30 protein-coding genes are annotated in these 26,948 nt (G+C 61.5%); 12 read left to right on the top strand and 18 right to left on the bottom strand.

Features of this window, described 5'->3' with window-relative positions; translation table 11 throughout:
• Positions 1-68 precede the first annotated feature (68 nt).
• The gene (locus tag DXY02_RS07405; RefSeq protein WP_114988883.1) at positions 69-1,319 is read left to right on the top strand and encodes a glycosyl transferase; all 1,251 of its coding nucleotides are present in this window, start codon (positions 69-71) and stop codon (positions 1,317-1,319) included.
• A 17-nt stretch (positions 1,320-1,336) separates the two neighbouring features.
• Here the strand turns inward: DXY02_RS07405 and DXY02_RS07410 are convergent, their stop codons facing one another.
• Positions 1,337-1,615: a hypothetical protein gene (locus DXY02_RS07410; protein WP_371640032.1), complete on the bottom strand. Its 279-nt coding sequence runs from the start codon at positions 1,613-1,615 to the stop codon at positions 1,337-1,339.
• A gap of 169 nt (positions 1,616-1,784) precedes the next feature.
• On the opposite strand from DXY02_RS07410, the gene DXY02_RS07415 reads away from it, so the two are divergent.
• Positions 1,785-2,039: a DUF1830 domain-containing protein gene (locus tag DXY02_RS07415; protein ID WP_114988741.1), complete on the top strand. Its 255-nt coding sequence runs from the start codon at positions 1,785-1,787 to the stop codon at positions 2,037-2,039.
• Positions 2,040-2,072: 33 nt separating this feature from the next.
• On the opposite strand, the gene urtE is transcribed toward DXY02_RS07415, so the two are convergent.
• From urtE to ureE, 8 genes are all read right to left on the bottom strand, one after another.
• On the bottom strand, positions 2,073-2,783 hold the full coding sequence (gene urtE, locus DXY02_RS07420) for an urea ABC transporter ATP-binding subunit UrtE (RefSeq protein WP_114988742.1): 711 nt from the start codon (positions 2,781-2,783) through the stop codon (positions 2,073-2,075).
• On the bottom strand, positions 2,780-3,535 hold the full coding sequence (gene urtD, locus DXY02_RS07425) for an urea ABC transporter ATP-binding protein UrtD (protein WP_114988743.1): 756 nt from the start codon (positions 3,533-3,535) through the stop codon (positions 2,780-2,782). Before urtD ends, urtE begins: the two co-directional genes overlap by 4 nt.
• A complete protein-coding gene (urtC, locus tag DXY02_RS07430) occupies positions 3,532-4,659 on the bottom strand; it encodes an urea ABC transporter permease subunit UrtC (RefSeq protein ID WP_114988744.1) in 1,128 nt (375 codons plus the stop codon). Before urtC ends, urtD begins: the two co-directional genes overlap by 4 nt.
• Before the next feature lie 4 nt (positions 4,660-4,663).
• Complete coding sequence (locus DXY02_RS07435) at positions 4,664-5,818, bottom strand: branched-chain amino acid ABC transporter permease (RefSeq protein WP_114988745.1); 1,155 nt, start codon at positions 5,816-5,818, stop codon at positions 4,664-4,666.
• A gap of 93 nt (positions 5,819-5,911) precedes the next feature.
• Entirely contained in the window at positions 5,912-7,204 is a 1,293-nt protein-coding gene (urtA, locus tag DXY02_RS07440; protein ID WP_114988746.1) for an urea ABC transporter substrate-binding protein, read from the bottom strand.
• Positions 7,205-7,313: 109 nt separating this feature from the next.
• A complete protein-coding gene (ureG, locus tag DXY02_RS07445; protein ID WP_114988747.1) occupies positions 7,314-7,919 on the bottom strand; it encodes an urease accessory protein UreG in 606 nt (201 codons plus the stop codon).
• Positions 7,919-8,590 (bottom strand): urease accessory protein UreF, encoded by a 672-nt coding sequence (locus tag DXY02_RS07450; RefSeq protein WP_114988748.1) that lies wholly within the window; start codon positions 8,588-8,590, stop codon positions 7,919-7,921. Before DXY02_RS07450 ends, ureG begins: the two co-directional genes overlap by 1 nt.
• Positions 8,587-9,039, bottom strand: a complete 453-nt coding sequence (gene ureE, locus DXY02_RS07455) for an urease accessory protein UreE (RefSeq protein WP_114988749.1) — start codon at positions 9,037-9,039, stop codon at positions 8,587-8,589. Before ureE ends, DXY02_RS07450 begins: the two co-directional genes overlap by 4 nt.
• A 105-nt stretch (positions 9,040-9,144) precedes the next feature.
• Here ureE and DXY02_RS07460 point away from each other — a divergent pair, with 105 nt between their 5' ends.
• From DXY02_RS07460 to DXY02_RS07490, 7 genes are all read left to right on the top strand, one after another.
• Positions 9,145-10,080, top strand: coding sequence for an urease accessory protein UreD (locus tag DXY02_RS07460; RefSeq protein WP_114988885.1), 936 nt, complete (start codon positions 9,145-9,147; stop codon positions 10,078-10,080).
• 18 nt (positions 10,081-10,098) lie between these two features.
• Positions 10,099-10,401, top strand: coding sequence for an urease subunit gamma (locus DXY02_RS07465; protein WP_006851427.1), 303 nt, complete (start codon positions 10,099-10,101; stop codon positions 10,399-10,401).
• 10 nt (positions 10,402-10,411) lie between these two features.
• Positions 10,412-10,732, top strand: coding sequence for an urease subunit beta (locus DXY02_RS07470; protein ID WP_114988750.1), 321 nt, complete (start codon positions 10,412-10,414; stop codon positions 10,730-10,732).
• A 3-nt stretch (positions 10,733-10,735) separates the two neighbouring features.
• A complete protein-coding gene (ureC, locus tag DXY02_RS07475; protein ID WP_114988751.1) occupies positions 10,736-12,445 on the top strand; it encodes an urease subunit alpha in 1,710 nt (569 codons plus the stop codon).
• Complete coding sequence (locus DXY02_RS07480; protein ID WP_114988752.1) at positions 12,442-13,200, top strand: type 1 glutamine amidotransferase; 759 nt, start codon at positions 12,442-12,444, stop codon at positions 13,198-13,200. The genes ureC and DXY02_RS07480 overlap by 4 nt, the downstream gene beginning before the upstream one ends.
• Before the next feature lie 191 nt (positions 13,201-13,391).
• Complete coding sequence (locus tag DXY02_RS07485; RefSeq protein ID WP_114988753.1) at positions 13,392-13,559, top strand: DUF4278 domain-containing protein; 168 nt, start codon at positions 13,392-13,394, stop codon at positions 13,557-13,559.
• 80 nt (positions 13,560-13,639) lie between these two features.
• On the top strand, positions 13,640-13,858 hold the full coding sequence (locus DXY02_RS07490) for a hypothetical protein (protein ID WP_114988754.1): 219 nt from the start codon (positions 13,640-13,642) through the stop codon (positions 13,856-13,858).
• Positions 13,859-13,942: 84 nt separating this feature from the next.
• Here the strand turns inward: DXY02_RS07490 and DXY02_RS07495 are convergent, their stop codons facing one another.
• From DXY02_RS07495 to DXY02_RS07515, 6 genes are all read right to left on the bottom strand, one after another.
• Positions 13,943-14,617 carry a DUF1028 domain-containing protein gene (locus DXY02_RS07495; protein ID WP_114988755.1) on the bottom strand — a complete coding sequence of 225 codons (675 nt, stop codon included), beginning with the start codon at positions 14,615-14,617 and terminating at the stop codon, positions 13,943-13,945.
• The gene (locus DXY02_RS07500) at positions 14,614-15,816 is read right to left on the bottom strand and encodes a Zn-dependent hydrolase (RefSeq protein ID WP_244276197.1); all 1,203 of its coding nucleotides are present in this window, start codon (positions 15,814-15,816) and stop codon (positions 14,614-14,616) included. The genes DXY02_RS07495 and DXY02_RS07500 overlap by 4 nt, the downstream gene beginning before the upstream one ends.
• 181 nt (positions 15,817-15,997) lie before the next feature.
• Positions 15,998-18,022, bottom strand: coding sequence for an asparagine synthase (glutamine-hydrolyzing) (gene asnB, locus DXY02_RS07505; protein WP_114988757.1), 2,025 nt, complete (start codon positions 18,020-18,022; stop codon positions 15,998-16,000).
• A 9-nt stretch (positions 18,023-18,031) separates the two neighbouring features.
• Positions 18,032-19,147 (bottom strand): aspartate carbamoyltransferase, encoded by a 1,116-nt coding sequence (locus tag DXY02_RS07510; protein ID WP_114988758.1) that lies wholly within the window; start codon positions 19,145-19,147, stop codon positions 18,032-18,034.
• Positions 19,148-19,307: 160 nt separating this feature from the next.
• The gene (locus DXY02_RS13080; protein WP_256377309.1) at positions 19,308-19,436 is read right to left on the bottom strand and encodes a hypothetical protein; all 129 of its coding nucleotides are present in this window, start codon (positions 19,434-19,436) and stop codon (positions 19,308-19,310) included.
• A 17-nt stretch (positions 19,437-19,453) separates the two neighbouring features.
• On the bottom strand, positions 19,454-20,884 hold the full coding sequence (locus DXY02_RS07515; RefSeq protein WP_114988759.1) for a sodium:solute symporter family protein: 1,431 nt from the start codon (positions 20,882-20,884) through the stop codon (positions 19,454-19,456).
• Positions 20,885-21,200: 316 nt separating this feature from the next.
• On the opposite strand from DXY02_RS07515, the gene DXY02_RS07520 reads away from it, so the two are divergent.
• From DXY02_RS07520 to DXY02_RS07530, 3 genes are read left to right on the top strand one after another with little or no spacing between them, the layout of a single operon-like run.
• On the top strand, positions 21,201-22,676 hold the full coding sequence (locus DXY02_RS07520) for a circularly permuted type 2 ATP-grasp protein (RefSeq protein ID WP_114988760.1): 1,476 nt from the start codon (positions 21,201-21,203) through the stop codon (positions 22,674-22,676).
• Positions 22,670-23,665 carry an alpha-E domain-containing protein gene (locus DXY02_RS07525; protein ID WP_114988761.1) on the top strand — a complete coding sequence of 332 codons (996 nt, stop codon included), beginning with the start codon at positions 22,670-22,672 and terminating at the stop codon, positions 23,663-23,665. The genes DXY02_RS07520 and DXY02_RS07525 overlap by 7 nt, the downstream gene beginning before the upstream one ends.
• On the top strand, positions 23,638-24,537 hold the full coding sequence (locus tag DXY02_RS07530) for a transglutaminase family protein (RefSeq protein ID WP_114988762.1): 900 nt from the start codon (positions 23,638-23,640) through the stop codon (positions 24,535-24,537). Before DXY02_RS07525 ends, DXY02_RS07530 begins: the two co-directional genes overlap by 28 nt.
• Here the strand turns inward: DXY02_RS07530 and DXY02_RS07535 are convergent.
• The 3 genes from DXY02_RS07535 to DXY02_RS07545 form a co-directional block, all read right to left on the bottom strand.
• Positions 24,525-25,016, bottom strand: coding sequence for a redox protein (locus DXY02_RS07535; protein ID WP_114988886.1), 492 nt, complete (start codon positions 25,014-25,016; stop codon positions 24,525-24,527). The two genes, DXY02_RS07530 and DXY02_RS07535, sit on opposite strands and share 13 nt — an antisense overlap.
• A 79-nt stretch (positions 25,017-25,095) precedes the next feature.
• The gene (locus DXY02_RS07540) at positions 25,096-26,139 is read right to left on the bottom strand and encodes a GTP 3',8-cyclase MoaA (RefSeq protein ID WP_114988763.1); all 1,044 of its coding nucleotides are present in this window, start codon (positions 26,137-26,139) and stop codon (positions 25,096-25,098) included.
• Positions 26,136-26,732 carry a molybdenum cofactor guanylyltransferase gene (locus tag DXY02_RS07545; protein ID WP_256377310.1) on the bottom strand — a complete coding sequence of 199 codons (597 nt, stop codon included), beginning with the start codon at positions 26,730-26,732 and terminating at the stop codon, positions 26,136-26,138. Before DXY02_RS07545 ends, DXY02_RS07540 begins: the two co-directional genes overlap by 4 nt.
• Positions 26,733-26,948 lie beyond the last annotated feature (216 nt).

A 26,948-nucleotide genomic window follows, 5' to 3' on the forward strand; every position in this document is an offset into this window, starting at 1 on the left:
ACCTTCCTCCTCCAGACCTTTCAGGTATGGGGCAGGACTCTGACCTCTGTTGTTGCATCGAACACCACATGGATTTTCAGCAGGGCCTGATCAGCACCGTCCATGACTACAGCTTGGGCAATCTCGATGCGGTTGCCTTCAACCAGGAGCTGAGTCAGCGACCCACAACCCTGCTGATCCCCTGCCTAATGGAGGAATTCAGCCGCCCGGCCCTCGCCCTGATTCGCGACACACTTTCGGGCCTGAAGGGACTCAACGAACTGGTGGTGGCTTTGGCAGCCACGAGCGCAGAGGACGTCAAAGCGGCGGAAAAATTTTTCGAGGGGATGCCCTTCCCCGTTCGGGTGCACTGGACCAACGGCCCCGCCGTACGGGAGTTGCTCGAATCCGTCGGCGAACTGGGGCTCGACGTGACCGGACCACCAGGCAAGGGCTGGGCCGTCTGGCAGGGGCTCGGTGTGGCGTGCCAGAACGCTGAGGTGGTTGGCCTATTCGATGCCGACATCAGAACCTTTGGATCGGCGTATCCAGAGCGCATGCTCCGCCCCCTGCTAGATCGGTCCCACGGCATTGCCTACGTGAAGGCGTTCTACAGCCGCCTTTCCCTGGAAACCCAAGCGCTTCAGGGCCGAGCCACTCGTTTGTTTGTTGGCCCACTGCTGGCCAGCCTGGAGCAGATTTTCGGACCTCTGCCCTACCTGTCGTACCTGCAATCCTTCCGCTATCCCCTGGCTGGTGAATTCGCCTTCACCACCGATCTAGCGATGAATCTGCGCATCCCGTCGGACTGGGGACTGGAGGTGGGCCTGTTGTCTGAGGTGTATCGCCATGTGGCCTCCAGCCGAATCGCTCAAGTGGATCTGGGGTTGTTCGACCACAAACACAAGGAGCTGGGCCAACAACCCAGCGAAGGCCTGCAGCGAATGGCGGGCGAAATTTTCGGCACGGTGTTGCGCGGCCTGATGGAACACGAAGGTTGCGTGATGTCGATGGATCAACTACCGACCCTTGAAGTGCTGTACCGAAGGGTTGGCGAGGATCGCGTGAGGCAGTTCGGCCTTGACTCAGCCATCAACCGGTTGCCCTACGACCGCCATGGCGAAGAACTAGCGGTTCAAAACTTCGCGGGCCTGCTGCGCCCCGGCCTAGCCAAACTGATGCAAGCGCCGATTGCCCATCAGCTGCCCAGCTGGTCGCGACTGCGCAGTTGCAATTCAGCCCTTCAAGCTGATCTGGCCGCAGCAGGACAGGCAGATCGCACATCCCTGAAACGGCCGAATCACAACCCGCAACGCATCGCCTCTGAACTCGCTGCTTGAAGCCAACGCATTGAGCCTCAGCCCAGCTGCTCCCGCTCTCGAGTAATCCAAACTGTTGCAGCGCGCTGGGAATGCCACGCCTGAAGCAATTGCTTGGCCAAAACCTGCAGCTGCTGTGGATCAATTGTTGATTCGATCGCGCGATTCATCCGCTCAACATCGAATTGCTGAGAAACACTCAAACCGATCGCTTTCTCCATTCTGCAATCCCCATGATCGACAAAGCAATCATGCAAAAAGCGGCGAAAAAGAATTGTTTCAGCTGAAACGAAAGAGCCACTCTTTGCGATCTTCAAAACGCTAGTGGGCGCTCACTTCTCAAAGCCCAGAGCAAAATCGTGACGGTCGATACACAATCGACCGACTCTGTATCAACTCATCTGTAGCAAATCTAAAGGCGTGCTGATTCGGTGACCAATCAAACACTCCTCTTGTCTTAAGACCACGAGATTGGCATCATTCCAGATGCTCAAGATGATTGAGTGTGTTTACCTAAACGACACCAGCCGAATGGTGATCGTGAAATGCATTGGTGCCGACCACTTCTACCGAGAGAAGGTGGTGATGCCCACAGAGGTCTTTTGGTTTGAAGCCCCCGAGGATGCGCGCCTGGAAATCTGGAAAATGTCGATGACAGGGCAGATGCTGCACGTGCGTGCCGACGTGAGCGATTACGCCATGAATGAAGAGCCTGCAACAGAATCCATCTGGGCCAGCTGAACTGACCCAGAAGAAGCCATCAGAAGCGAAGCTCTAAACGCTCAGGAACTGATCAACAACCGTCTCACTGAGTTCACTGGTTGAGCCACTAGCAACAATGCCGCCCCGTTGCATCGCGTAATAGCGATCAGCCTGGCGAACGAAGTGGAGATGTTGCTCCACCAGCAACACTCCGATCCCGGTGTCGGCGATGATCCGCCGAACAGCAGCTTCAATATCCTGAACAATGTTGGGCTGAATGCCCTCCGTGGGCTCATCCAACAGCAGCAACTTTGGCTTGCCAAGCAACGCACGGGCGATGGCCAATTGTTGTTGCTGACCCCCACTCAAATCGCCGCCCTTACGCGGTAGAAACTCCTGAAGGATCGGAAATAGCTCATACACGAATGGATCAATGTGGCGATGCCGGGCCAATCCACCCGGCAACGCCTCCATCCCCAAAAGCAAGTTTTCTTCCACCGTGAGCTGGGGGATGATCTCGCGACCTTGCGGCACATAACCAATCCCGGCCCGAGCCCGCTGATGCGGTGCCTGACGATCCAATTGAGCACCGTCGAATGCCATGGTTCCGGAGCGGGGTCGCAACAGACCGATCAGCGATTTCAACAGGGTGGTTTTACCCACACCATTGCGGCCGATCAGACAAACCATCTCCCCCGATTTCACGCTGAGATCAACATCCCGAAGAATGTGACTTTCACCGTAAAAGGTGTTGAGGCCTTGGATCTCCAGCAGGTTCGTCATTGGTTCTCCTCCTCAGTGGTGCCGAGATAAACCTCAATCACCCGGGGATCGGCCTGCACCTGATCCATCGTGCCCTCACAGAGGACATGGCCCTGGTGCAGCACCGTCACCGGACTTTCAAGCCGTCGAATGAATTCCATGTCGTGCTCAATCACCAGCACGGTGTGATCCCCGGCCAACGACTTGAGCAGATCCGCCGTCAGATCGGTCTCCTCATCCGTGAGCCCAGCCACCGGCTCGTCCACCAGCAACAGGTCGGGATCCTGACCCACAAGCATGGCGATCTCAAGCCACTGTTTCTGACCGTGGGACAACGACCCAGCTGCCCAATCGGCACGGTTCTGCAGATTGACGATGCTCATCAAGTGATGAACACGATCGCGCTGCTCCCCATTCAGGCCCCCCACCAGCAATGACCAGGGCTGCTTCGGCTGGCTGACCGCTAAAGCCAAGTTCTCCTGAACGCTGAGCTTCTCGAAAACACGAGGGCTCTGAAACTTGCGGCCGATGCCAAAGCGCGCGATGCGGTGCTCGTGCGTTCCCACTAAGGAGCGTCCTTTGAAGACCACATCCCCTTCCGTGGGAGCGGTCTTGCCAGTGATCACATCCAGGAACGTGGTCTTGCCGGCGCCATTCGGGCCGATCACGGCGCGCAGCTCCCCAGGCTGAAGGCTGAGGTTGAGATCGCGCAGCGCCAAAAAGCCATCAAAACTGACGGTGATTTGGCGTAACTCCAATAAAGCCGTGCTCATGACTGAACCTCTTCCTGACCTTCAAGTTCGAGACGTGGATAGGTCTCACTCCGACGGGCAATGCCGAATCGGTTGAGCCAGTTGCGAGGGCCATCGCCTCGGAACCAGCCAATGACGCCCTCCGGCAAGGCCGTCACCACGAGGATGAACAGGCCCCCTTGGATGAACAGCCAACTTTGGGGGAGAGCTTCGCTCACCAAACTCTTGGCGTAGTTGATAGCCACAGCGCCAAGGATCGCTCCCACGAGCGTGCCTCGACCGCCCACAGCAACCCAGATCACCATCTCAATCGAGAAGGGAACGGTCATGTACTGCGGCGAAACGATGCCGGACTGAACGGTGTAAAGCGCACCACCGATGCCTGCCAAACCACCAGCGATGGCGAAGACGATCGTCTTGAACAGGGTTGGGTTGTAACCGGCAAAGCGCAGCCGGGGTTCGTCATCGCGAATGGCGATCAACACGTCTCCAAACCGGCCCCGCACCACCCAGCGCAGAAACAGCCAGGCCAGGATCACCACCACAGAGGTCAACCAGAAGAATCCCCGCTGCATCTCCGGGGAACCCACCATCTGGCCGAACAGCTGGGTCACATCGGTTTTAAGACCGTTGGTGCCGTTGATCAGCTTCTGCTGGCCGTTGAAGAAATTGAAGAAAACAAGCAGGGCCGCCTGGGTGAGGATCGAGAAATAGACCCCCTTGATCCGGTTACGGAACACCAGGTTGCCGAGCACGGCAGCCAGCACGGCTGGAACCAGCCAGATCGCCACCAAGGTGAACAGCGGGGAATGGAACGGCTCCCAGAAGGCGGGCAACCGATCCACGCCATAAAGGCTGAAGAACTCGGGAATGCCATTGGGCAGATCACCCGAGCTGTTGAGCTGCAGGTACATCGCCACGGCGTAACCGCCGAGGGCAAAAAAGATGCCCTGACCAAGGCTGAGCAACCCGGTGAAGCCCCAGATCAAATCGATACCCAGAGCAACGATCGCCAATGAAAGGAAGCGACCCAACAGATTCAGCCGAAACACCGGCAAAACAGCGGGCGCGGCAACGATGGCCGCAACGATCACCACCCAAAGGATGATCAAAGGCCAACGGCGTTGTTGAAAGGCTTGGAACATCAGATCAGGCCTCCACCATGCGTCCTTTTTGCGGGAACAGACCCGCGGGACGGAATTGAAGGAACACCACAATCAGAGCGAACACCATCACCTGGGCCATGCTCGTGGTGGCGAAGAAATTCACCGCGCCGGCCAGGGGAGCTGGCATGTCAGGCCAAATCGTTAGCAGACGTCCAGCACCGATCAGGTCGGTGAGCAGGCCAATGGCAAAGGACGCGAGCACGGTGCCCAAGAGGTTTCCGACGCCACCGAGCACCACCACCATGAAGCAGCCCACGATGTAGGAGCCGCCCACGTTGGGGCCTACCGAACCCAGCAGGGAAACAGCAACCCCCGCCACACCGGCCAAACCGGAGCCGATGCCAAAGGTGAGCACATCAACGGTGTCGGTGGGGATGCCAAGGCAATCACTCATCGAACGGTTCTGAGTCACAGCACGAATGCGCATTCCCCACACGCTTTTGTTGAGGAACAACGTCACCCCAACCACCGCAACGATGGTGATCACGATGATCACCAGGCGCGGCACGGGAAAGGTGATGTCCATTAATTCGATCCCGCCGCGCATCCATTTGGGTGCCGTCACATCCACATTGCGGGAGGTGGCCCTGGCGATACGGCTGATTTGTGAGGCCAGGCCACCGGCCAGCAGCACACCGCCCAGGGCTGAAACAGCCCAACTCCCCGCACGCACCAAACGAGCCCGAGGCCCCGAAAGAAGCGAGGGGGGAAGCAGCAGCGGCAGGCCAAAGCCCAGCACCAGCGCAAGGATCAGGCCGGCGGCGTGGGCCAGGGCAACACTCCGCACGAACTGCTGAAGAATCAAGCTGACGCCCCAGGTCGCGAGCAGGGTCTCCAGCGGGTTGCCGTAGAGCCGGCGAATCACGGTACGTTCCAGCAGGATGCCGACCACACCGCTGACGATGAAAGCCAGGGGAAGCGCCACCAGCACGTAGGCGTTGTAAACCGGCTGCAGCGCAGGCAGCTTGAAGATCAGCTGCACCACGTAGGTGGTGTAGGCCCCAAGCATGATCAGCTCACCATGGGCGAGGTTGATCACGCCCATGAGGCCGAAGACAATGGCCAGTCCGAGGGCGGCCATCAGCAGCACCGAGCCGATGGCAACACCGTTGAACAGGCTTTCGAGAAGCAGTTGCACGGACGTGTGAAACGAAGCGTTCAATGAAACGACGAAAGGAGGAGCCCGTCACCGGGCTCCTCCCTGAAGAGCAATCAGGCTGTGATCAGAAGATCAGAGCTCGTACTTCTCACCCTTGGCGGCGTCGGTCCAGTCGCAAGCGAAGCCCTTGGAGCTGGGCTCGAACTGGTTCCAGGCCTGAGGAGCCACGGGGCCATCGGTGGATTCGAGGATCTCGAACTGGCCGTCAGCAGTGATCTGGCCAATGCGCACGGTCTGGGAGAGGTGGTGGTTGGGCATCACCTTCACAGGTCCCTGAGGAGCGTCAAATTCGATGCCGACCAGGGCCTCACGCACCTTGTCGTCGTCGAAGCTGTTGGCCTTCTCGACAGCCTTCTTCCACAGGTAGACCATGTTGTAGGCCGACTCCTGAGGGTCAGCGACCTGGCGGTCGGCGCCGTACTTGGCCTTGAAGTCAGCAGCGAACTTCTTGGATGCCGGGGTGTCGATCGACATCATGTAGTTCCAAGCGCCGTAGTGGCCCTCAAGGAACTCAGAACCGATGGTGCTGATCTCCTCTTCCGCGATGGAGTAGCTCATCACGTAGTAGCCGTTATCGGGGGTGATGCCGGCGTCCTGGATCTGCTTGAAGAAGGCGACGTTCTGGTCACCATTCAGGGTGTTGATGATCACACCGCCGTCAGGCAGGGCCTTCTTGATCTTGGCGATAATCGGAGCAACCTCGGTGTTACCCAGGGGCAGGTAGTCCTCACCGACCACTTCGCCACCCAGGGACTTGAGCTGTTCCTTGGTGATGGTGTTGGAGGTGCGGGGGAAGACATAGTCCGAACCCACGAGGAAGAAGGGCTTGCCAGCGGCAGGCGACTTCTCATACATGAACTTGGTGGCAGGCTCCGACTGCTGGTTCGGAGTGGCACCGGTGTAGAAGATGTTGTTGGAACACTCCTGACCCTCGTACTGAATCGGGTAGTAGAGGAAAGCGTTCTTCGACTCGTACACAGGCAGCATCGCCTTGCGGCTGGCGGAGGTCCAGCCACCGAAGACCACGGGCACCTGGTCCTGGTCGATCAGCTTCTTGGACTTCTCAGCGAAGGTGGGCCAATCGGAGGCACCGTCCTCGACGATGTACTCGATCTTGTACTTCTTGCCATCAACTTCAACGCCACCGGCGGCGTTGATCTCATCGATCGCCATTTTCTCGGTGTCCACCAGGGTGGACTCGGAGATGGCCATGGTGCCGGTCAGCGAGTGCAGGATGCCGACGGTGACGCTGTCGTCGTAGTCAACGTTGGCAGCCTTGTCACCGCCACCGCATGCGGTCACGGCAAGGCCCAGCGATGCCGCGGCCATGCCGGCGAACAGACGCTTAGAGAGAGAAGAGCTCATGGTGTTCCAAAACAGGAATGTGCCTGACGGCAGCTGATGGAAGGTACGGATCAGCGCGTCCTGGCTTTGGTATCAAGAAGAACTAAATGACGAGCCCGGCAGCAGCGGATCAACGATTCGGTAGCTGTTGCAACAGGAACCCCACCACCTGCTCCAGGCCTTCGCCGCTGTGGAGATTGGTGAAACACCAAGGCCGGTCTCCCCGCATCCGGCGGGTGTCCTGTTCCATCACTGAAAGATCGGCACCAACCTGGGGAGCCAGATCAATCTTGTTGATCACCAGTAGGTCAGAGCGGGTGATGCCAGGCCCTCCTTTACGGGGGATTTTGTCTCCGGCCGCCACATCAATCACGTAGATGCAGAGATCCACCAGTTCCGGACTGAAGCTCGCCGCCAGGTTGTCGCCGCCGCTCTCAACCAGAACAAGATCGAGATTCGGAAACTGCGCCTCCAGCTCCGCCACGGCAGCTCGGTTGATCGAGCAGTCTTCACGGATCGCCGTATGAGGGCAACCACCGGTCTCCACGCCACGGATCCGGTCTGGATCCAGGGCACCCGCACGGGTGAGGAACTGGGCATCCTCCTGGGTGTAGATGTCGTTGGTGACCACCGCGAGCTGGAGCTCGTCGCGCAAGCGGCGACAGAGGGCCTCCACCAGTGCGGTCTTGCCGGATCCCACAGGGCCCGCCACCCCCAGGCGCAGTTTGCTGCTCATCAGCTTCGAAACAGGCGTGAATACAGCTCAGCATGGGCAAGCTGCGCCATGCCCGCACCCACACCGCTGCTCCAGAGCTGCTGAGGATCGGCCGCCTTGAGCAGCTTCGCTTGGGAGGCAATCAGCGGCAGCAGCCGCTGTTGCAGCACCTGCGCTCGGGAGGGACCCAACGGCAGCAGTCGCACCGAGGCACTGAGCTGATTGGCAACCCAGCCGTAGAGGTACCCCTCCACCATGTCTCCCCCTGAAACCGACAGGCGCACAGCGGCCCAGGCCCAAGCCGCTGGCCAGCTCAGGGCCACAGGTTCAGGCAGGTCGTGCCCCATATCCGACATCAACTGCAGCAGCGACATCCCCATCTGACGCTGCTGCGCTCGCAACTCCGCGGCCTCGCGGGTGGCCAACAGCCAACCATCAAGATCGATCAGGCGCCCCTTGGCCGCCGCATCGGCCTGGGTGGACCACCCCACCAAAGCCTCCGCCAGAGGCCTTAATGCCGCGGCTTCCAGCCGCACCGCGCCCCGTTGCAGTTCAGCCTCCAACCAAGCCTGGATGGCCTGCTCATCGGCGATGGAGCCCGCCTGAATCAACACCTCCAGCCCCTCTGAATAGCTGAAGGCACCCACGGGCAGGGCAGGGCTGACCAGTTGCAGCAACGCAAGGGACGTCATCCGTGCTGATGGCCTCTATAGGCACCGCCTTCGGGGGCAAACGGCTGCTGACAGCGGCTCACCGTCAATCCCCGCCCTTCCAGCATCGTGGCGAGAACGGAATCCTCCGGCAGCAACAGCTCCTGCTCATGCAGCTCCAGGGCGACATGGCGATTGCCCAGGTGATAAGCCGCCTGCAACAGCTCCAGGGGATGCGATCCCTGCACCCGCAGCAACGCCTCCGGCGCTGCCGTCACCTCCACAACGGTCGAACCGGACTGATCCCCCAACAAGTCACCGGGCTGGAGAGAACCCTCACGGGGCAACTGCAGAAGCACCGGACGACCGCAGGAGGTGGTGCGACGGCCCCGTAGCACCGTGCGCTCTTCGGCCGTTAACGGCAACTGCAGAGTGGCCGTGGCACTGCTTTTCTGAAGGCGCTGCTCCAACACGACCACCGCATCCGTCACCAGCAGCTCCTCTCCAGTTCCACAACAAAAGCGTGCCGATCAATCAGCAGCGCTTTGGTGTGCATTGCTACAGAGTTGAAGCCGGTGGCGGCGGAGCGTGAGGCCATGCAACGTCTCGATCCCTGGCACGGCCGCTGCGACCTGCAGTTTCGTGCCACCAACGGCAGCACCAAACACCAGGGGGGCTGCAAGGCTCCGTTCAAGCTGCTTCGCAGTGAACGCGGTGAAGACGGACGCTGCGAGCTGCCGGTGCTGCACACCGCCGGAGGCCTAGTGGGCGGCGATCAACTCAGCCTGAACTTCAAGCTTGAGGCCAACAGCCGCGGGCTGATCACCAGCGTGGCGGCGCAGAAGGTTTACGGATCGATCGGCCGCAGCCGCCTGCAACCCGAGGGCTGCTTTGCCCATCAACAGGTGCGCTGCTCACTGGCCAGCGGCAGTGACTTCGAATGGCTGCCACAGGAACTGGTGCTGTACGCCGATGCCCTGTTCGAGCAGCAGCTGACGGTGACCCTGCCCCAGGACGCCTCCTTTCTCAGCGCAGAGATCGTGCGCTTGGGCCGAACCGCCGCCGGCGAAACCCTGCAGCAGGGACGGTGGCGCTCGAGCCTCACCATTCAGCGCCTCGCAGGCAACCGCTCAACCTGGGAGCTGGCGGATCGGGTGGAGCTCGGCGGCGCCAGTCTGGACAGCCCGCATGGGTTGGGAGGCGCGCCGGTGTTCGGAACACTGGTTTGGGCCGCACCGATGGCCATGGGTGCCGAAACAACAGCATCACTGCTGGAGGGAGCGCGGGCCGACCGCGAAGGCCTGACGGGCACAATGCGCTGCGGCGCTCTGAATCAGGGCCTGATCGCCCGCTATTCCGGCGAGTCCAGCCGTGATGCCCGCTTCTGGTTCAGCCGGATCTGGGAGCGAACGCGAACGATCCGGGGGCTGACACGGCCTCGCATTCCTAGGGTCTGGCCCCTGCAGGAACAGCCTCTGCGCCGACAAACGTCCATTGTGAACGCTTTCGAGGCTGCAGCGGAGACACACTGAAGAAGACCGAGCTTCGCCATGCATCTCAGTCCCCAGGAAAAGGACAAGCTCCTGATCGTGACCGCGGCACTGCTTGCTGAGCGGCGCTTGAACCGTGGCCTGAAGCTCAACCACCCCGAAGCGGTGGCTTGGCTCAGTTTTCTGGTGCTGGAAGGCGCCCGTGACGGCAAGAGCGTGGCGGAGCTGATGCAGGAAGGCACCACCTGGCTGCGTCAGGACCAGGTGATGGAGGGCGTGCCCGAGCTCGTCCATGAGGTGCAGATCGAGGCCGTCTTTCCCGATGGCACCAAGCTCGTCACCCTGCACGACCCGATTCGCTGAGGCAGAACCCATGGCACCTCTCATCCCAGGCGAACTGCTCCCCGAACCGGGTGAACTGGAGCTGAATGCAGGCCGGCCCGTCACCACACTGAGCGTCTCCAACAGCGGTGACCGGCCGGTGCAGGTGGGCTCCCATTTCCATTTCGCCGAAGCCAACGCCGCCCTGCAGTTCGACCGGACCGCAGCACGCGGTCAACGGCTCGACATCCCCGCCGGCACCGCCATCCGCTTTGAACCCGGCGACAGCCGCGACGTGAACCTGATTCCCTTCGCCGGTGCGCGACGCGTCATCGGCTTCAACGGCCAGATCAACGGACCTCTCGACGCCTGACCCATGCCCTACCGCATCTCCCGCCAGGCCTACGCCGAGACCTACGGACCCACCACCGGCGACAGGGTTCGCCTGGCCGACACCGATCTGATTCTGGAAGTCGAAAAGGATTACACCGTCTACGGCGATGAGGTGAAGTTCGGCGGCGGCAAGGTGATCCGCGACGGCATGGGCCAATCCCAGACCCCTCGAGCCGAGGGCGCCGTCGACACGGTGATCACCAATGCCCTGATCCTCGACTGGTGGGGCATCGTCAAAGCCGATGTCGGCCTCAAGGACGGCCGCATCGTTGGCATCGGCAAAGCCGGCAACCCCGACACCCAGGAAGGGGTGACGATCGTGGTGGGCCCAGGCACCGAAGCCATCGCTGGGGAGGGCCACATCCTCACGGCCGGTGGCATCGACACCCACATCCACTTCATCTGCCCCCAGCAGATCGAAACGGCCCTGGCCAGCGGCGTTACCACCCTGATGGGCGGCGGCACCGGACCGGCAACAGGCACCAATGCCACCACCTGCACCCCCGGCGCCTTCCACATCGGACGGATGCTCCAGGCCGCCGAAGGTTTGCCGGTGAACCTGGGCTTCTTCGGCAAAGGCAACGCCAGCACCCCGGAAGCGCTGGAAGAACAGGTGCGCGCCGGTGCCTGCGGCCTGAAGCTGCACGAAGACTGGGGCACCACGCCCGCCACCATCGATGCCTGCCTGTCTGTGGCCGATCGGATGGATGTGCAGGTGTGCATCCACACCGACACCTTGAACGAAGCCGGCTTCGTGGAAGACACGATCGCCGCCATCAAGGGACGCACCATCCACACCTTCCACACCGAAGGCGCCGGCGGCGGTCATGCCCCGGACATCATCAAGATCTGCGGCGAGGTCAACGTGCTGCCCAGCAGCACCAACCCCACCCGGCCCTACACCCGCAACACGCTCGAGGAGCACCTCGACATGCTGATGGTGTGCCACCACCTCGATCCGAAGATCCCCGAGGATGTGGCCTTCGCCGAATCGAGGATCCGGCGCGAAACGATCGCCGCCGAAGACATCCTTCACGACCTCGGCGCCTTCTCAATCATCGCCAGCGACTCGCAGGCCATGGGCCGCGTGGGCGAGGTGATCACCCGCACCTTCCAAACCGCCCACAAGATGAAGGTGCAGCGCGGAGCCCTGCCGGAAGACTCCGCTCGCAACGACAACCACCGCCTCAAGCGTTACATCGCCAAGGTGACGATCAACCCGGCGTTGGCCCACGGCATCAGCACCGAGGTGGGGTCGATCGAAACCGGCAAGCTCGCCGATCTGGTGCTTTGGAAGCCTGGCTTCTTCGGCATTCGCCCGGAACTGGTGGTGAAGGGCGGTTCGATCGTCTGGGCCCAGATGGGCGATGCCAACGCCTCGATTCCCACCCCAGGCCCGGTGCACGGCCGGCCGATGTTCGGCGCCTTCGGCAAAGCCCTCGCGCCCAGTTGTCTCACCTTCGTGAGCGAAGCGGCGATGGATGCCGACATCCAACGCCAGCTGGGGCTGGAGCGCACCTGCATGGCGGTGAAGGACACCCGCAGCGTGGGCAAGAGCGCCCTCAAGCTGAATTCAGCGCTGCCCAAGATGAGCGTGGACCCACAGACCTATGAGGTGTTCGCCGACGGTGAGCTGCTCACCTGTGAGCCCGCCGAGGTGCTGCCCCTCGCCCAGCGCTACCTGCTGCTTTGAGCCCCACGCTGCTGGTGGTCCAACACGTGGACCACGAAGACGCCGCACTGGTGGGAGAGCTGGCGCGGCAGCGGGGCCTGACACTCGAGATCCTGAGGCCCGACCGGGGCGACCCACTGCCGGACCCCAGGGCGTGTGCCAACAGCATCGCCCTTGTGCTCGGTGGCCCGATGAGCGTGAACGATCACGACCAACCAGGTATGGACTGGTTGCAGCAGGAACTGGACTGGTTGAGGGCCTGGCACCAGCAACGCCAACCGGTGCTGGGCATCTGCCTCGGGGCGCAGCTCTTGGCTGTGGCTGCAGGGGGCAGCGTTCAACCGCTGCAGGTGGGAGCACCACCGCAGCAACTGAAGGAACTGGGGCTCGGCGCGATCCACTGGGTCGCGAATCCCAGTGATGAGGCCCTGCTCAAAGGGCAACCCAGCAGCACTCTGGTGCTGCATTGGCATGGTGATCGCATCCACCTCCCGGCTGATGCAACCCTGCTGGGTTCTTCACTGCACTGCGCCGAACAGGTGTTTCGACTCGGAGCCCACGCCATTGGCCTGCAATGCCACCTCGAGATCGACGGCGATGCGCTGGAAAGCTGGATCGCCAACGACCACGACTACGTGGTGAACGCCCTTGGAGATGAAGGGCCCGATCGCCTGACGAAGGACTGGCGCAGGCTGGGCACCACGCTCCAGGAACAAGGCCGAAACTTCTTCAATGCTGTGCTCGATCAACTGATTGAGATCAGCCAGACCCACTAATTCCTACGCACAAAAATAAACAAAACCAAAAACTTTTCTGAAGAGGTATCAACCTGAACACCACTTCGGCATTTGCAAGAGCTTCAATATTTCTGTAGCAACAGCTACCGATCGTTCACTTCGCATCGCGCGAAGCGCAGTTCGCCTCAGGCCATGGAACGGGGACCTGAGCTTGCTTCGAGGACCATCCAATGACCACCCTTCTCTATCGCGGGCATCAGTACCAGCAAAACAACGCCACTCAGGGCAAGCCCGGGGTGCAGCTGGTTTACCGCCGCAACGTGTACCAAGCCCGCCAGATCAACAACCACCGCACTCCGGTGCAGCTCGTTTACCGCGGCGTGGGCTACACGCGCTAGGCCAACTTCTCAATCCGTAGCAACTCGAACATTCCACTTCCGAGGATTGAGGCGTAATAGATCCAGCTTCAGCTAAGACGTTGGATCTCATCGCCTCTCGCCTCGACCAAGGCCTCGTGCAAGTGAGTCCCTCCAGCGTGCATGGCGTGTTCTGGCTGCAGACCCACTTTCCGTCTCAGGAATGGGATGCCTTGCTGTCTGGACAAGCCGCCTTTGGCATGGATTGCATTGATGACCTGATCACCGACGCACGTCAGGCCGGCCTGAACGTGGAGTGGGAAGCATCCGTTCCTAGCTGAACACGCCTGAATTGAATCCCTAAAGAAGGCCTGCACACGGCTGTGTTGCAAGGCTTCTTTAATGGCGTGAACGACGCAGCAGGCTCAAGCCACCAAGCGGTTGAGCATCGGCAATTCCGAAAGTTCATCCCGCCACTCCTGGGCCCAGAGGGCCTGACTGCGCTCATACACCTCCATCAACTGCTCCACGGCGCGCTCGTGGAAATCAACGCGCAGATCCAACAGCGGAAAAGCCGCTTCACCGCTCACCTGCACCGCCGCTGACGTGCAGAAGGGAGAACGCTGGTCACCACCAGCCGCTTCCCCGGCCTGGAGAGCCATCATCAGACGGCGGCCCAGTTTCAAGCTGGGGTCGCTGGTGAGAAAGGCCTGCTCCATGGCTACCAACACGCCCTCATCCACCAAGCAATTGCCGGCAACAGACAGATCACGCTGATGGCGATGCCCTGCCCAAGGGCCGCAATCCTGCCCCGTCCAACTAGACGTACGACCGTCCAGATCGATCAGGTGAAACTGACGACGGTCACGGTGTTGATCATCCGCAAGAAGGCTGGCCAGAACGCTCTCGGCATCCGAACTCTGCTCCAGGCGCTCAAGACCACAAATCCCCAGATACGGATTTGTGTGGGCCTGGGTGGCGACAGCACCAACCCCGGCGCGGATGTGAGGCACGGTGGATCCAACGGCCAGATGACAGGTGGCCACAGCCACACCAAAGCGACCGTTGCTGGGATCACGGGCCAGGATCGAAAAAGTCACGGCAGCTGACGGTCGAGCCGCAGCAAGGTTTCCAGCAGCACCGCGGTGCCCGCCCAGCACTGCTCGTCACTGGTGAACTCTGCAGCGGAATGACTCAGGCCGCCCCGGCTGGGCACAAAAATCATGCCCATCGGCCAACGGCGGCCAACCTCCTGGGCATCGTGGCTGGCACGGCTGGGGAGATGGCTGTGGGACAAGCCGAGATCGGCTGCAGCCTCAGCGATCGTGGCCATCACCACAGCGTCAGCAGGGGTGGGATCAACGCTGAACTGGGGGTCAACCGCAATCGGGCAGCCGGTTTCAACACCGATGCGTTCCACCTGCTGCATCAACTCCTCAACCAACTGATCGAGAACGGTGGGATCCACATCCCTGAGGTCAACGGTCAGGGCGACGGCGCCAGGGACAACATTGGCGGCATTGGGCCAAACCTCTAGTCGACCCACCGTCGCCACTGGATCTCCGGGATGACGGGAGGCCATTGCCTCAACGGCAAGAACAAGGCGCGAGGCCGCCACGAGGGCGTCCTGTCGCAGCCCCATCGGTGTGGTGCCGGCGTGATTGGCCTGGCCCTTCACACTGATGCTGAACCGACGCTGACCAACCACACCCTCCACAACACCGATGGCATCGCCGCGTTGCTCCAGAACACCGCCCTGCTCAACATGCAACTCCAGGAAAGCGGCATAGGCCTCATCGGAGCGTCGAGCTGAGGCCAGGGAGCGCCAATGGCCGCCGATGCGCGCCAGGTTGTCCTGAATCGGCTGACCATTGCTGGTGGCATAACTCTCAGGGTCATCGGAGGCCGTGCCTGCCAAGCCCTTGCAGCCCACCATGGTCGACTCCTCGTCGGCAAAAGCAATCAATTCGATGCAGTGCCGCAGGCGCAGGCCCTGGTCTTGAAGAGCGCGGCAGGCTTCCAGACCGGCCAACACCCCCAGGGCCCCATCAAAACGTCCACCAGTGGGAACCGTGTCGAGGTGCGACCCGGTCACCAAGGCAGGGCGATGGGGATCGAGGCCCTCCAGGCGTCCGATCAAATTGCCAGCGGCATCAACACGCACCTGCATGCCGAGCTGCTTCATCCAGTGGGCCAGCAACTCACGGCCCTGCACATCCTCCGGCGAAAACCCACGCCGACAGACGCTGCCGTCAGGCTTGGCGCCAATGCTGGCCAGCTGCTCAATCGTTGCGACCAAACGATCACGGTTCGGACGTGCGACAACTTTGCTTGGCTCGATCCCGGTTGCAGGGGTGGTCGGAGAAGCCGAGATGAGCGCTGGCAATGCCGTGACCTTCAGTTCAAACGCACCAATACCTTCTCCCGAACTGGCTGATCAGCCTGTAGCTAGCGCAACGATTTAATCCTGACCAAAGAATTCAAACGGGCATCAGCACCCGCCAGCCCAGACGGTCCGCCTCCCGGCGGGCCAGGGCTGGCACGTCTTCTGCCACAAACATGCGGTGCAGCATCTGCACACCCAGCAGGTGATTGATCACCGCATCCATCTGCACACGCTCCGCGTCGGTGGTGGCCGGGTCCTCGTGACGGGCAAACAAGGCGCGCACACCGGCTTTGCTCAACAAACCAGCGGCATCGATCGCCTCATCACTGAGGTAGTCGTCGGCGAGCTGCTTCATTTGCTCCCACTTCTCAGGCTCGGTGTGGGCTGGCGGGGCCATGAAGGCGAACTTCTCACGCCGGTACAGCACCTCCGGCAACAGGCCTGCCATGGCTTCCCTCAGCACGTATTTCTCGGTTTTCCCCTTGATCCGCAATTCGGGCGGCACCTGCACCGCCACCGCAGCCAGATGGTGATCCAAGAAGGCGGGTCGTGCCTCCATGGAATTGGCCATGTCGACCCGATCGCCACCCCAGGTGAGGATCTGGCCCTCCAGCATGGTCTTGATCCAGACGTACTGGGCCTTATCCAGGGCATGGCGCCCGTCCAGTTGATCCGCATCCAGTTGCGCGGCTATCGCCTTGCCCGGCGAGTAACCCTCCAGGGCTGTGGCGTGGGACTGCGCCAGAAGCTCCGGCACCAAGGGCGCGCAGGCCAGCCACGGCTGCAGGCAACTGGGGGTGAAGCCGACCACCGCTTCCAGATCGGGATCATCCACCTGGTTTTCAGCCAGCATCGCCCCCTTCACCAGAGCATTGGACTGCTGCAGCAGGCTTTCCCAGCTGGCGCGCTCCTCCTGCGGCAAGTCATCCAGACCATGGAGGAACATGTCGCGGCGAAAAGCGGGATAGCCGCCGAACAGCTCATCTGAGCCTTCGCCAGTCATCACCACCTTGTAATCCACATCATTGACATGGCGGCTCATCAAGAACTTCGCCACCGCCAGGGTGTTGTAGATCGTTCTCTCCGCATGCCAGATGGTTCGCTCCATGTGGCCATAGAGCTCCTGGCCCGAGAGCCGCATCAGATCCTGTTCAGCGCCGGTGGCTTCGGCCATCTCGCGGGCAATCGGCGACTCGTCGTAACGGGCGTCGTCAAATCCGATCGTGAACGCCTTCACCGGTGCCTGGCTCACGGCTGAGGCCAAGCCGAGGATCGAACAGCTGTCGATGCCGCCGGAGAGGTAACAACCCACCGGGACGTCGGCCACCATGCGTAGTTCAACGGCCTCCAGCAATGCCGCACGAACGGCAGTGATGTGGTCGGCTTCGGTTCGCTTGGGGTCCCGCTCGTCCTTGCGCGGAAAGTCGACGTCCCAGTAGGTCGACTCCGACACCTCCAGATGCCCATTCACCCGTTGCACCTTCAGCACATGGCCGGGCTTCACCTGATGCACCCCGGCGAAGGCAGTGCTCCCGGGAACCATGGTCTGCATCAACTGGTGGAACAGACCCTCCGAGGTAAAACGTCTCTCCACCGCCGGATGGGCGAACAGCACCTTCAATTCGGAACCGAACACCAGACCCTCAGGCGTCATCGCCCAGTACTGCGGTTTGATGCCGAAGCGGTCCCGCACCAGGTAAAGGCAGTCTTCGGACCGATCAAACAAGGCAAAGGCGAACTCACCGCGCAACAGAGGCAGGGTCGCCTCCAAACCCTGGCGTTGGTACAGCCGCAGCAGGATCTCGGAATCGCTCTTGCTGCTGAAGCGCACCCCCTGGGCGGTGAGATCAGCCCTGATCCGCTGGAAGTCGTAGAACTCACCGTTGTGGGCCATCAGCACCTCACCGTCATCGGTGAGGAAGGGCTGCCGGGCCCGTGACTCATTCAGGTCAATGATCGAAAGGCGGGCATGGCAGAAGCCGACGCCGGCCTGATCGAGCACCTCAACACCGAAGCCATCGGGCCCGCGATGGGCCTGAATCGCCGCCATGTTGACCAGCAGCTGGCGATCCACCGTCTGCTGACGGTCGGCATTGAAAACACCCCCGATTCCACACATCAGTCCACCTCAGATCACATCCATCACGCGTTCGGCTCGATCCACCATGCAGGTGAGCAGGGCCATCCGCAGGAACACGGCTCCCCTGGCCTGGCTGAAATACCAGTTGTGGGGCGTGTCATCCAGGCAGGTGCTGAGTTCCGCTCCCCGCGCCAAGGGATGGAGCACGATCGCTTCCGGTTTGAACGGCATGTCGCGGGTGAGGCGGAATCCTCCGCCGTGTACTTCATAGGAGTCGCCGACCCAGGCAATGGCATTGATGTAAACGACGTCCAAGTCGGGCACTTCAGCCTGAAGATCCGTGCTGGAGCGCACCTTCATCCCACAATCTTCAAGCTCCTCCAACTGTCCTGGGTCGAACAGCGGCTGATCCGGCTCCAACTCGGGGGCATGAATCACCACCACCTCGTCCACGGTCTGCGGGAATTTGGCCAGGATCCTCAACAGGGAGCGAACCGTTCGCATCCGCGAAGGGATTCCAACGATCCCAATGCGAATCCGATCAGCGGGTGCCACTTCAGCTTCAGCAAGCTTGGGGCGCCACTTGAAGATCGTGTACAGATCGGCCATCGCCTGGGTGGGATGTTCATCGATCCCATTACCAGCGTTGATGATCGGGATCCGAAGGGTTGACGTCATCGCGTAGACGGCACCGGGATCGCTATCCCGAAGCACCACACAATCGCCGTAGTTGTTGAACATATGGGCGACATCTTCGAGAGACTCGCCCTTGGCGATCCCTGTGGTGGCCCTGTCGGTGATGTTGATGGAGGTACCGCCGAGTCGGTGCCAGGCACTGTCAAAGGACAGCCGGGTGCGCGTGCTTGGTTCGTAAAACGCGTTGATCAGAATCTTGCCGGTTAGTGGCGTGTTGTGACGGCAATAGCGATCTGGATTGCTCTCAAACTTCGCCGCCAGGCGAAACACCTGCAACAAAACCTCGGGGCGAAACGGTTGGATCGACACCACGTGCTGATCCACCAAATCCTTCAAAGGTTCAACATCTTCAGCAATGGCAGCCAGCAGCTCCTGGGGTTGGTTCTGCCCGTAGACATCGGGCCCCATCGGCTCAAACCGAATCTGAACCGAAGACGCGTCCACAACTGCTGTTTTGGCCTGTGCCATAGCGGGATCGGATCAACACTCTGTTTGCCAAACCGAGTGCTAAAGCCAGGAACTACATCTTTTACCGGTAACAACAACCACACTGCTGCGTCCACGAAGAAGCAGCTTCTTAAGCAAAGATCCGGAAAGGATTGTGCTGGGGTGGACGGCCAAGGAGACATCACCAAACCCGGCCATTGCGCCACTCCACCCACCAGATCAGCAGCAACACGAGCACCGACAGCACCAGGGCTAACTGACTGGCCACCAGCAAAACCTGAAAGCCAGACAGACCAACAAGGCCGGCCATTAAAGGAAGCGTTTGGATCATCCCTCCTCCTGCAGCAAGGTGAAGTCGAAGCGTTCCGGCCAGATCCGACTGCCCATCAGCATCACAACCGCCGAAACGGCAGCCGAAAACACCGCAGCGCAGTAGGGCGCGATCAGCACATAGGCGAGCAAGCCCACAACGCTGCCAGAAAGCATGGCCGCAATAGCAGCCGTGCGGTTGGCCGTGCGCCAGTACAAACCGCAGGCCACAGGCCAGACCGTGGAGGCCACCAGGGCACCGGTGAAGAAGAGCACCGACGCCAGCGAATCCAGCCGCGGCCAGGACAGCGCCAGGGTGATGACGGCCAATCCCACCACCATCAGCCGCGCCGCCTGCTTGAGCTGCAGGTCGCTGGCCTGGGGCCTCAACAGGCGGAAGTACACATCCTCTGCCAACAGATCGGCGGTGGATGCCAGCAACGAATCCAGGGTGGAGGTGAGCGAGGCAAACACCACCACAAACACCAGAGCAGCGCCACCGGCCCCGAGCAGATCGGCTGCCATCACAGGGAACACCATGTTCACCTGCTCGAGGGGCAGCTCACGGGCCAGGGCCACGAGGCCAATGGAGCCCGTCACCATCGGCACGCTCATCCAGGCGATTCCCCCCAACACGAAGGAGGTCATCACCACCGAGCGCCGGCTGGCGAACACCCGGGACCACCAGATGTTGTTGTGAAACACCTCGCCCATCGAAAAGAGAGCGGAATTCCAGGCGATCAACAAGCCCGCCGGCAGCAGCAGATCAAGCCGATCGGGATGCCGGGCCAGCAAGGAGGCATGCACCTCAGGCATCGGGAATTGACGGAAGGCAAGCACCGCCACCACCGCCAGCAACACCATGATCAACAGCGACTGAATGAAATCGGTGCCGATCACAGCCCGCATTCCGCCGAACAGGGTGTAGACGGTGGCCACACCAATCACCACCACCATTCCCACGTGGTAATCGAAGCCTGAAAGGGCCTGCAGCAGCAGGCCAGCACCCATCGCCTGGGTCATCAGAAAGCCCAGGGTGTAGATCGCGGTGATCAACATGAACACCCACCAGGCCAGACGCCCGTAGCGCAGGCGAATGAAGTCGCCGCTGGTGCGCCCGTTGGGCATCAACTGCTTGATCCGCGAGGCCAGGGGGGCGAACAGAATCAGGCCAAGCCCGGCCAGGGCATAGCTGAACATGCCCCAAAGGCCAGTTTCGTAGCCGAATTCAGGAGCGAGCAGGGTGGTGTTGCCGGTGACCCAGGAGGCCATCAACGTGGCCGTACTCAGGGCCAGCCCGATGTTGCGCCCCGCCAGCATGTAGTCGTCGGCATTGCCTTGACCACGCCGGCCCCAGGCAATCCCCAGCGCCACCCAAAGAACAGAGAACAGCACCACCAACGCCCAGGCGATCCCGGGCTGAAGGAAGGGAACCGAGTCAGCGGACATCCGTCGACCCCCTGCGGTTCCAGTACAGGTGTCCGCGCAGAATCATCACCACCGTCGCCGCAGTCACAACGGCACCAAGGGCAAAGATCAGTCGCGCCCAGAGCAATTCATCCAAGGCGAAGAGCGTTTGAACTCCAGAAACAGATAAGCAAAGGAGGCAGCCTGCCCTGGCCCTGTGCCCTCGATTCAGGTGCCTACGGATACCCAAACAACAGGCGATCAGCGTCCTCTTGCCTGAAATTGCGGAATGTGTAGCAACCACCACCCGAAGTGGAGTGGGGCGACGCCTTGGATACATCTCGCTTGTGCGATCAGGATGTTCACCGACTACAAACCCACGGTCGGCTTCGACGAATATTTCTGCGGTGAAACTGCAAGGCCGCGTGACGAACTGGCCACGTTGCTCACATCACTGGGGCAGATGGGATTGCCCGAGCTCAACCGCAGCCATGCCTCGGCCAGTCAGCTGCTGCGTCGCCTCGGCGCCACGTTCCGCCTCAACGATTCCGGGCTCAAAGGCAGCGAACGAATCCTCCCCTTCGATCCCTTGCCCCGGCTGATTGGCCGCAGCGACTGGATGACCCTGGAGCGGGGATTGCTGCAACGCCTGGAAGCCATCGACTGCTTCCTCGCCGACATCTATGGCCCCCAGCAGATTCTCAACGACGGTGTCATCCCGAGGGAAGACGTTGAAAGTTCCTCCGGTTGGCGACCTCAGATGCAGGGAATCAGCCTGCCCCTCACACGTTGGTGCCACATCTCCGGGCTCGACCTGATCCGCGACGGCCATGGCACCTGGAGGGTGCTGGAAGACAACCTGCGCTGCCCATCCGGTGTGGCCTACTTCCTCGAGAACCGTCGGGTGATGAAACGGTTGTTCCCTGGCCTGTTCGAAGGCCGTGCCGTTCAACCGATCGACGCCTATCCCTCCCATCTGCTGCGCACCCTTCAGGACCTGGCGCCCTGGAGTGACACCCCCCGCGTGGCGATCCTGACGCCCGGGGTGTTCAACAGCGCCTATTTCGAGCACAGCTATCTGGCTCAGCAGATGGGCATTCCTCTGGTGGAGGGACGCGACCTGGTGTGCGAAGACGGCCGGGTGTGGATGCGCAGCACCAACGGCCTCAAGCCCGTGGATGTGATCTACCGCCGGATCGACGACGATTTTCTCGATCCCACCGTGTTCCGCCAGGACTCGATGCTGGGGGTGCCGGGCCTGATCGACGTGCTGCGTCAAGGACGGGTCGCCATCGCCAACGCCCCTGGCACCGGCGTCGCCGACGACAAGCTGATCTACGCCCACGTGCCGGCGATGATCCGTTATTACCTCGATGAGGAGCCGATCATCGAGAACGTTCCCACCTATCTCTGTGCCCGACCGGACGACCAGCGCTACGTGCTCGAACACCTCGAGCAGCTGGTGGTGAAGTCGGTGGCGGAAGCCGGGGGCTACGGAATGCTGATCGGCCCCCAGGCCAGCCGAACGGAGCTGGCGGACTTCGACACAAAGATCCGTTCGAATCCCCGCAACTTCATCGCGCAGCCCACGCTGCAACTCTCCACCGTGCCGTCCCTCAGCGACGGGGAGCTCTACCCCTGCCACGTGGATCTGCGCCCCTACGTGCTGCGCGGCGCAAGCAGCTGGGTAAGTCCAGGGGGGCTGACGCGCGTGGCCCTGAAGCGCGGCTCGCTCGTGGTGAATTCGTCCCAGGGCGGCGGCTGCAAGGACACCTGGATCGTCGACAACCAACGGATGGCGGCACCGCAACCCCAGGAGGTGATGCCGTGCTGAGCCGCGTTGCCGATTCGCTCTACTGGATCAACCGCTATCTGGAACGCGCCGAAAACATCTCGCGATTTCTGGAAGTGAGTGAAGCGATGGCACTGGACTGTCCTCCGGGCAGCGCCGAACCCTGGCTGCCGCTGGTGGAGGTGACGGGGGATCGCCACCGCTTCGATAGGGCCTACCCCGATGCCACGCCCAAACAGGTGGTGCACTTCCTGCTGCGGGACCGCAGCAACCCCAACAGCATCGTGAGCTGCATTGCGGTGGCCCGGGAGAACGCACGACAGATCCGGGATGTGATCACCACGGAGATGTGGGAGCAGATCAATGATCTGCACTGGAGCCTGCAGGACGACGAAGACATCTGGCGCGAACCGGTGCAGGAACAACTGCGGATCATCCGCCGCGGCTGCCAGCTCGTGTACGGGATCACCGACACCACACTGAGCCGCGATCTGAGCTGGCTGTTCAGCCAGCTGGGTCGTCTGATCGAACGCGCTGACAAAACCTCCCGCATCCTCGACGTCAAATACTTCCTGCTGCTGCCCTCCCCTGAGGAGGTGGGTGGCGTGCTGGACGAACTGCAGTGGATCACCCTGCTGCGCACAGCGGGCGCTTATCAGATGTACCGCCAGAGCATGCAGCAAGCGATCAGTCCTGCATCTGTGGCCCGCTTTTTGCTACTGGATCCCAGCTTTCCTCGATCGGTGCGGTACTGCCTGCAGGGCATCAACGACACCTTGCAACAGATCCAGCAGCTCCCGACCCAAGACACGCCGGATGACCTCGACTGTTTGCGCGGACAGCTCCTGGCCCGCTGGAGCTATGTGCGGATCGACAACCTGATCGAAGCCGGTCTGCATGAAGCCATTGACCAGCTTCAGCAGGACCTCAACCAACTCCACAACCTGATCCAGACCCGCTACTTCACCAGCGCGGACCTCCATTCCATCCCCACCGATCCCGCATGCGCGCTCTCATCGTTCACCGCCTGACGTATCGGTATGACGCCCCGGTGTTCCTCGGGGAACATCGCCTTTGTCTGAGGCCTCGAGGGCAGGGGTTTCAGACCCTGCTGGAGCACCAACTCAACGTGCTGCCGGAACCGGAGCAACGTCGGGAACTGGTGGCCGCCAGCGGCGATGAAATCCAACGGCTCCGCTTTCTCGGCAGCACTGAGGAACTGATCTTTGAGGCCCGCAGCCTGGTGGAGACCCGACCGGCAACCCCGCTGGAGAGCTGCTTCAACGGACTGGAACCACCCCTGCCCTACCCACGCGGCCAGCTCAACAGCGATCTGCAGGGCGCCCTGGAGGGCTGGTTGCCCAACGGCCAGCACGAACCCTCGGCCATCGACCTCACCCAGGAAGCCCTGATGGGCAGCAACCAGCAGACCCTGGCCTTTCTGAAGCAACTGATTGAACTGATTCAAGAGCGGGTGAAATACACCCAACGCCATGTGGGACCCGCCTGGCCGGCGGGCCGAACCCTGCGCGAACGGATCGGCTCCTGCCGTGATCTGGCCATGCTGATGGTGGCCTGCTGCCGCGTGGTGGGTCTTCCGGCCCGATTTGTGAGCGGCTATCAACTGCAGGAACCTCCCCCAAAGGAGTACGACCTGCATGCCTGGACGGAGGTTTACCTGCCGGGGGCGGGCTGGCGGGGCTTTGACCCCAGTGCCGGGATGGAAGTCAACGAGCGCTATGTGGTGCTGGCCACCTCCTCCAAGCCAGAACTCACCGCAGCCGTGAGCGGCAGCTTCAGCGGTCCGGCAGGAACAAACAGTGAACTGAACTGGCAGATTCAGATCAGCGAGGACGCCTCCGCACCGGAAACCCCCTCACGCAACCTGGTTCAGGCCGCCTGAAGCAACGGTTCCACACCGTGCAACTGGGGCTTCGGCGCTGAGCTGTGGGTGGCTGCCATCAAGGCCGGGATCTCGGCGCTGTTGTAGACGCGGAATTCCCTCACCAGAGAAGCGCCCTCCTCACGAACCGCCTGGTTCAGAACGACGGAACCATCGGGATCGGAGATCGAGCGGTGGAAAGTACCTGGAGGGATGCGAAGGATGTCACCACCGCTCTCAAGCCGAACGATGTGGAACGGCTGTTCCCAGGCCAGGTTCACCAGAAAGAAGGTTCTGCCGCCGCTTGCCGCGAGCAGATTGTCTTCTTGATGAGGATGGAGATAGAACTGCCAGGCTCCGCTCTCCGGATCGTTGGGGGGCGACACGGCGGGGCCGCTGTGAATCACCAGGTCGCGCGCGTTCGAGGTGTTCACGGTGACGTCGAAAAAACGAACCGACGGAGTGTCGCGGAAGCGCTCGTAGGCCAGCAGTTCAAACATGTCGATGGACCCTTCGGGATCCTTCAGCTGCCCAGTTGTACCGAGAGCATCAGGCAAAAACGGTGACGATCACGACGGTTCAGCCCCCCAAATACGCCATTTCCGCATGGGTTGACGCAACGGCGGCTGGATCACGCTCCTCGCTATAGCGGTCTTGACGCCGCTGCCAGATCTGGCGCATGGCCTGCTCAAGCTGAAGCTCCGACGCGAGCGCGGGCTTGAGATCGGTGCCTTCAGCGGAGAACAGGCAGGTGAACGCCTGCCCATCGGCGGTGACACGCAAGCGGTTGCAATCCCCGCAGAACGGCTCACTGATGGAGGCGATCACACCGATGGATCCGGCGCCATCGCCATAGCGCCAACGCCGGGCCGTCCCACCCCGCGGTCGACCCAGCGGTTCAAGAGGCCAACGAGCATGAATGCGCTCCACCATCTGCTCCGCCGGCAGCACCTGGTCCAGCATCCACTGGTTGCGGTTGCCCACATCCATGTATTCGATCAAACGCAGCTCCATCCCCTGCTGCCTGGCCAAACCGGCCAATGGCAACAACTGATCGTCATTGATCCCCCGTTGGATCACGGCATTGAGCTTGAGCTCACCGCATGAGGGGTCAAAGCCAGCGGCGCAGGCCGCCGCGATGCCGTCCTGCACCTGGCGCACCAGGCGGTCTCCAGCCACGGCACCACCCTGGAGACCAGCCATGCGCGCCGCTGCCTCCCCTTCCGCCGCATCCAGGCTGATGGTGATTCGATCCAGCCCTGCGGCACGCAACGCCCGCGCCATCGGTTCCGACAACAGCACCCCGTTGCTGGTGAGCGCCACGGCCTGCAAACCAGCGATCGGATCCGAACGATCCCGCCGGGCCTGGGCCACCGCCTTCAACAACGGCAACAAGCGCCGGCTCAACAACGGCTCTCCACCGGTGAGCCGCAGCGTCTGTGCCCCCAGGCGCGCGGCCACACGAATCACGCGCATCTGCTGCTCCAGCGTGAGCAAGCCAGGGGGCTCCTCCACATCCGGACAGCAGTACGGACAGGCGAGATTGCAACGGGCCGTGAGCGACAACCGCAACACCCCGATGGGCCGGTTGAGGCGGTCTGCGAGCGGCAACGACGTGCTCATCCCTCCAACGCTGCCAGATCTGCAGGGCAATTGGCATTGACCAACGCCTCTTGAGGCAAGCGCACCGCCTGATGGGGAACGCAGGTCAACCAGTCCATCCAGCGCAACTCTCCGCGTTGCAGTTGCTGATCAAGGCAGGAGCGGAAGGGAGAACCGGAGGGGATCACCGCCAGCAACGGCTGCAGCCGTTGCCCGTCATGGGCCACCGCTGCTTGATCCGGGGCACGATTCCAGGCTGCGATCAGCTGCTGGACAACGGCGGTGCGCAAACGGGGCATGTCCACCGGCAGCACCAACAAAGCCTCCCCAGGCCGAGACGGCAACAGCCTGGCCAGCGCCTGCAGAGGGCCATTCCAGGGAGGGGGCTCCAGCACCACGGAACATCCCGGCCGGTGGGCCAGCAGCTCTGCGTGGGCGGCATGACGACTCAACACCTGCACCGGATGACCGAGCGGCAACAGCTGGTCAACCAGGGCCGTGAGCCAGACACCACCGGAGGGGTGCGGCAAGAGGGCCTTGTCACGCCCCATGCGACGGCTGCTTCCGCCACTGAGCACACAAACCCGCAAGCCTTGATTCACATCGTCGACCAACAATCTGCACCAGCAAAGTCCAACAACCCACAAAAGTTGCAACCGCTACCAAACCGCTGCGGCACAAGATCACCTGATCCGATCAATCAGCCCCGTTGATGTTTGCCCGGAAACACAAAAACACAAATCGGTAACCAATCTGACCAAACAAGGGGCCGGCGAATTGATTAACTGCGCGGGTCAAACGGATTCTCTTTTCGACCGTTTTGCCATCCC

The organism is Synechococcus sp. N19 (genome assembly GCF_900474045.1).
Taxonomy (GTDB): Bacteria; Cyanobacteriota; Cyanobacteriia; order PCC-6307; family Cyanobiaceae; genus Parasynechococcus.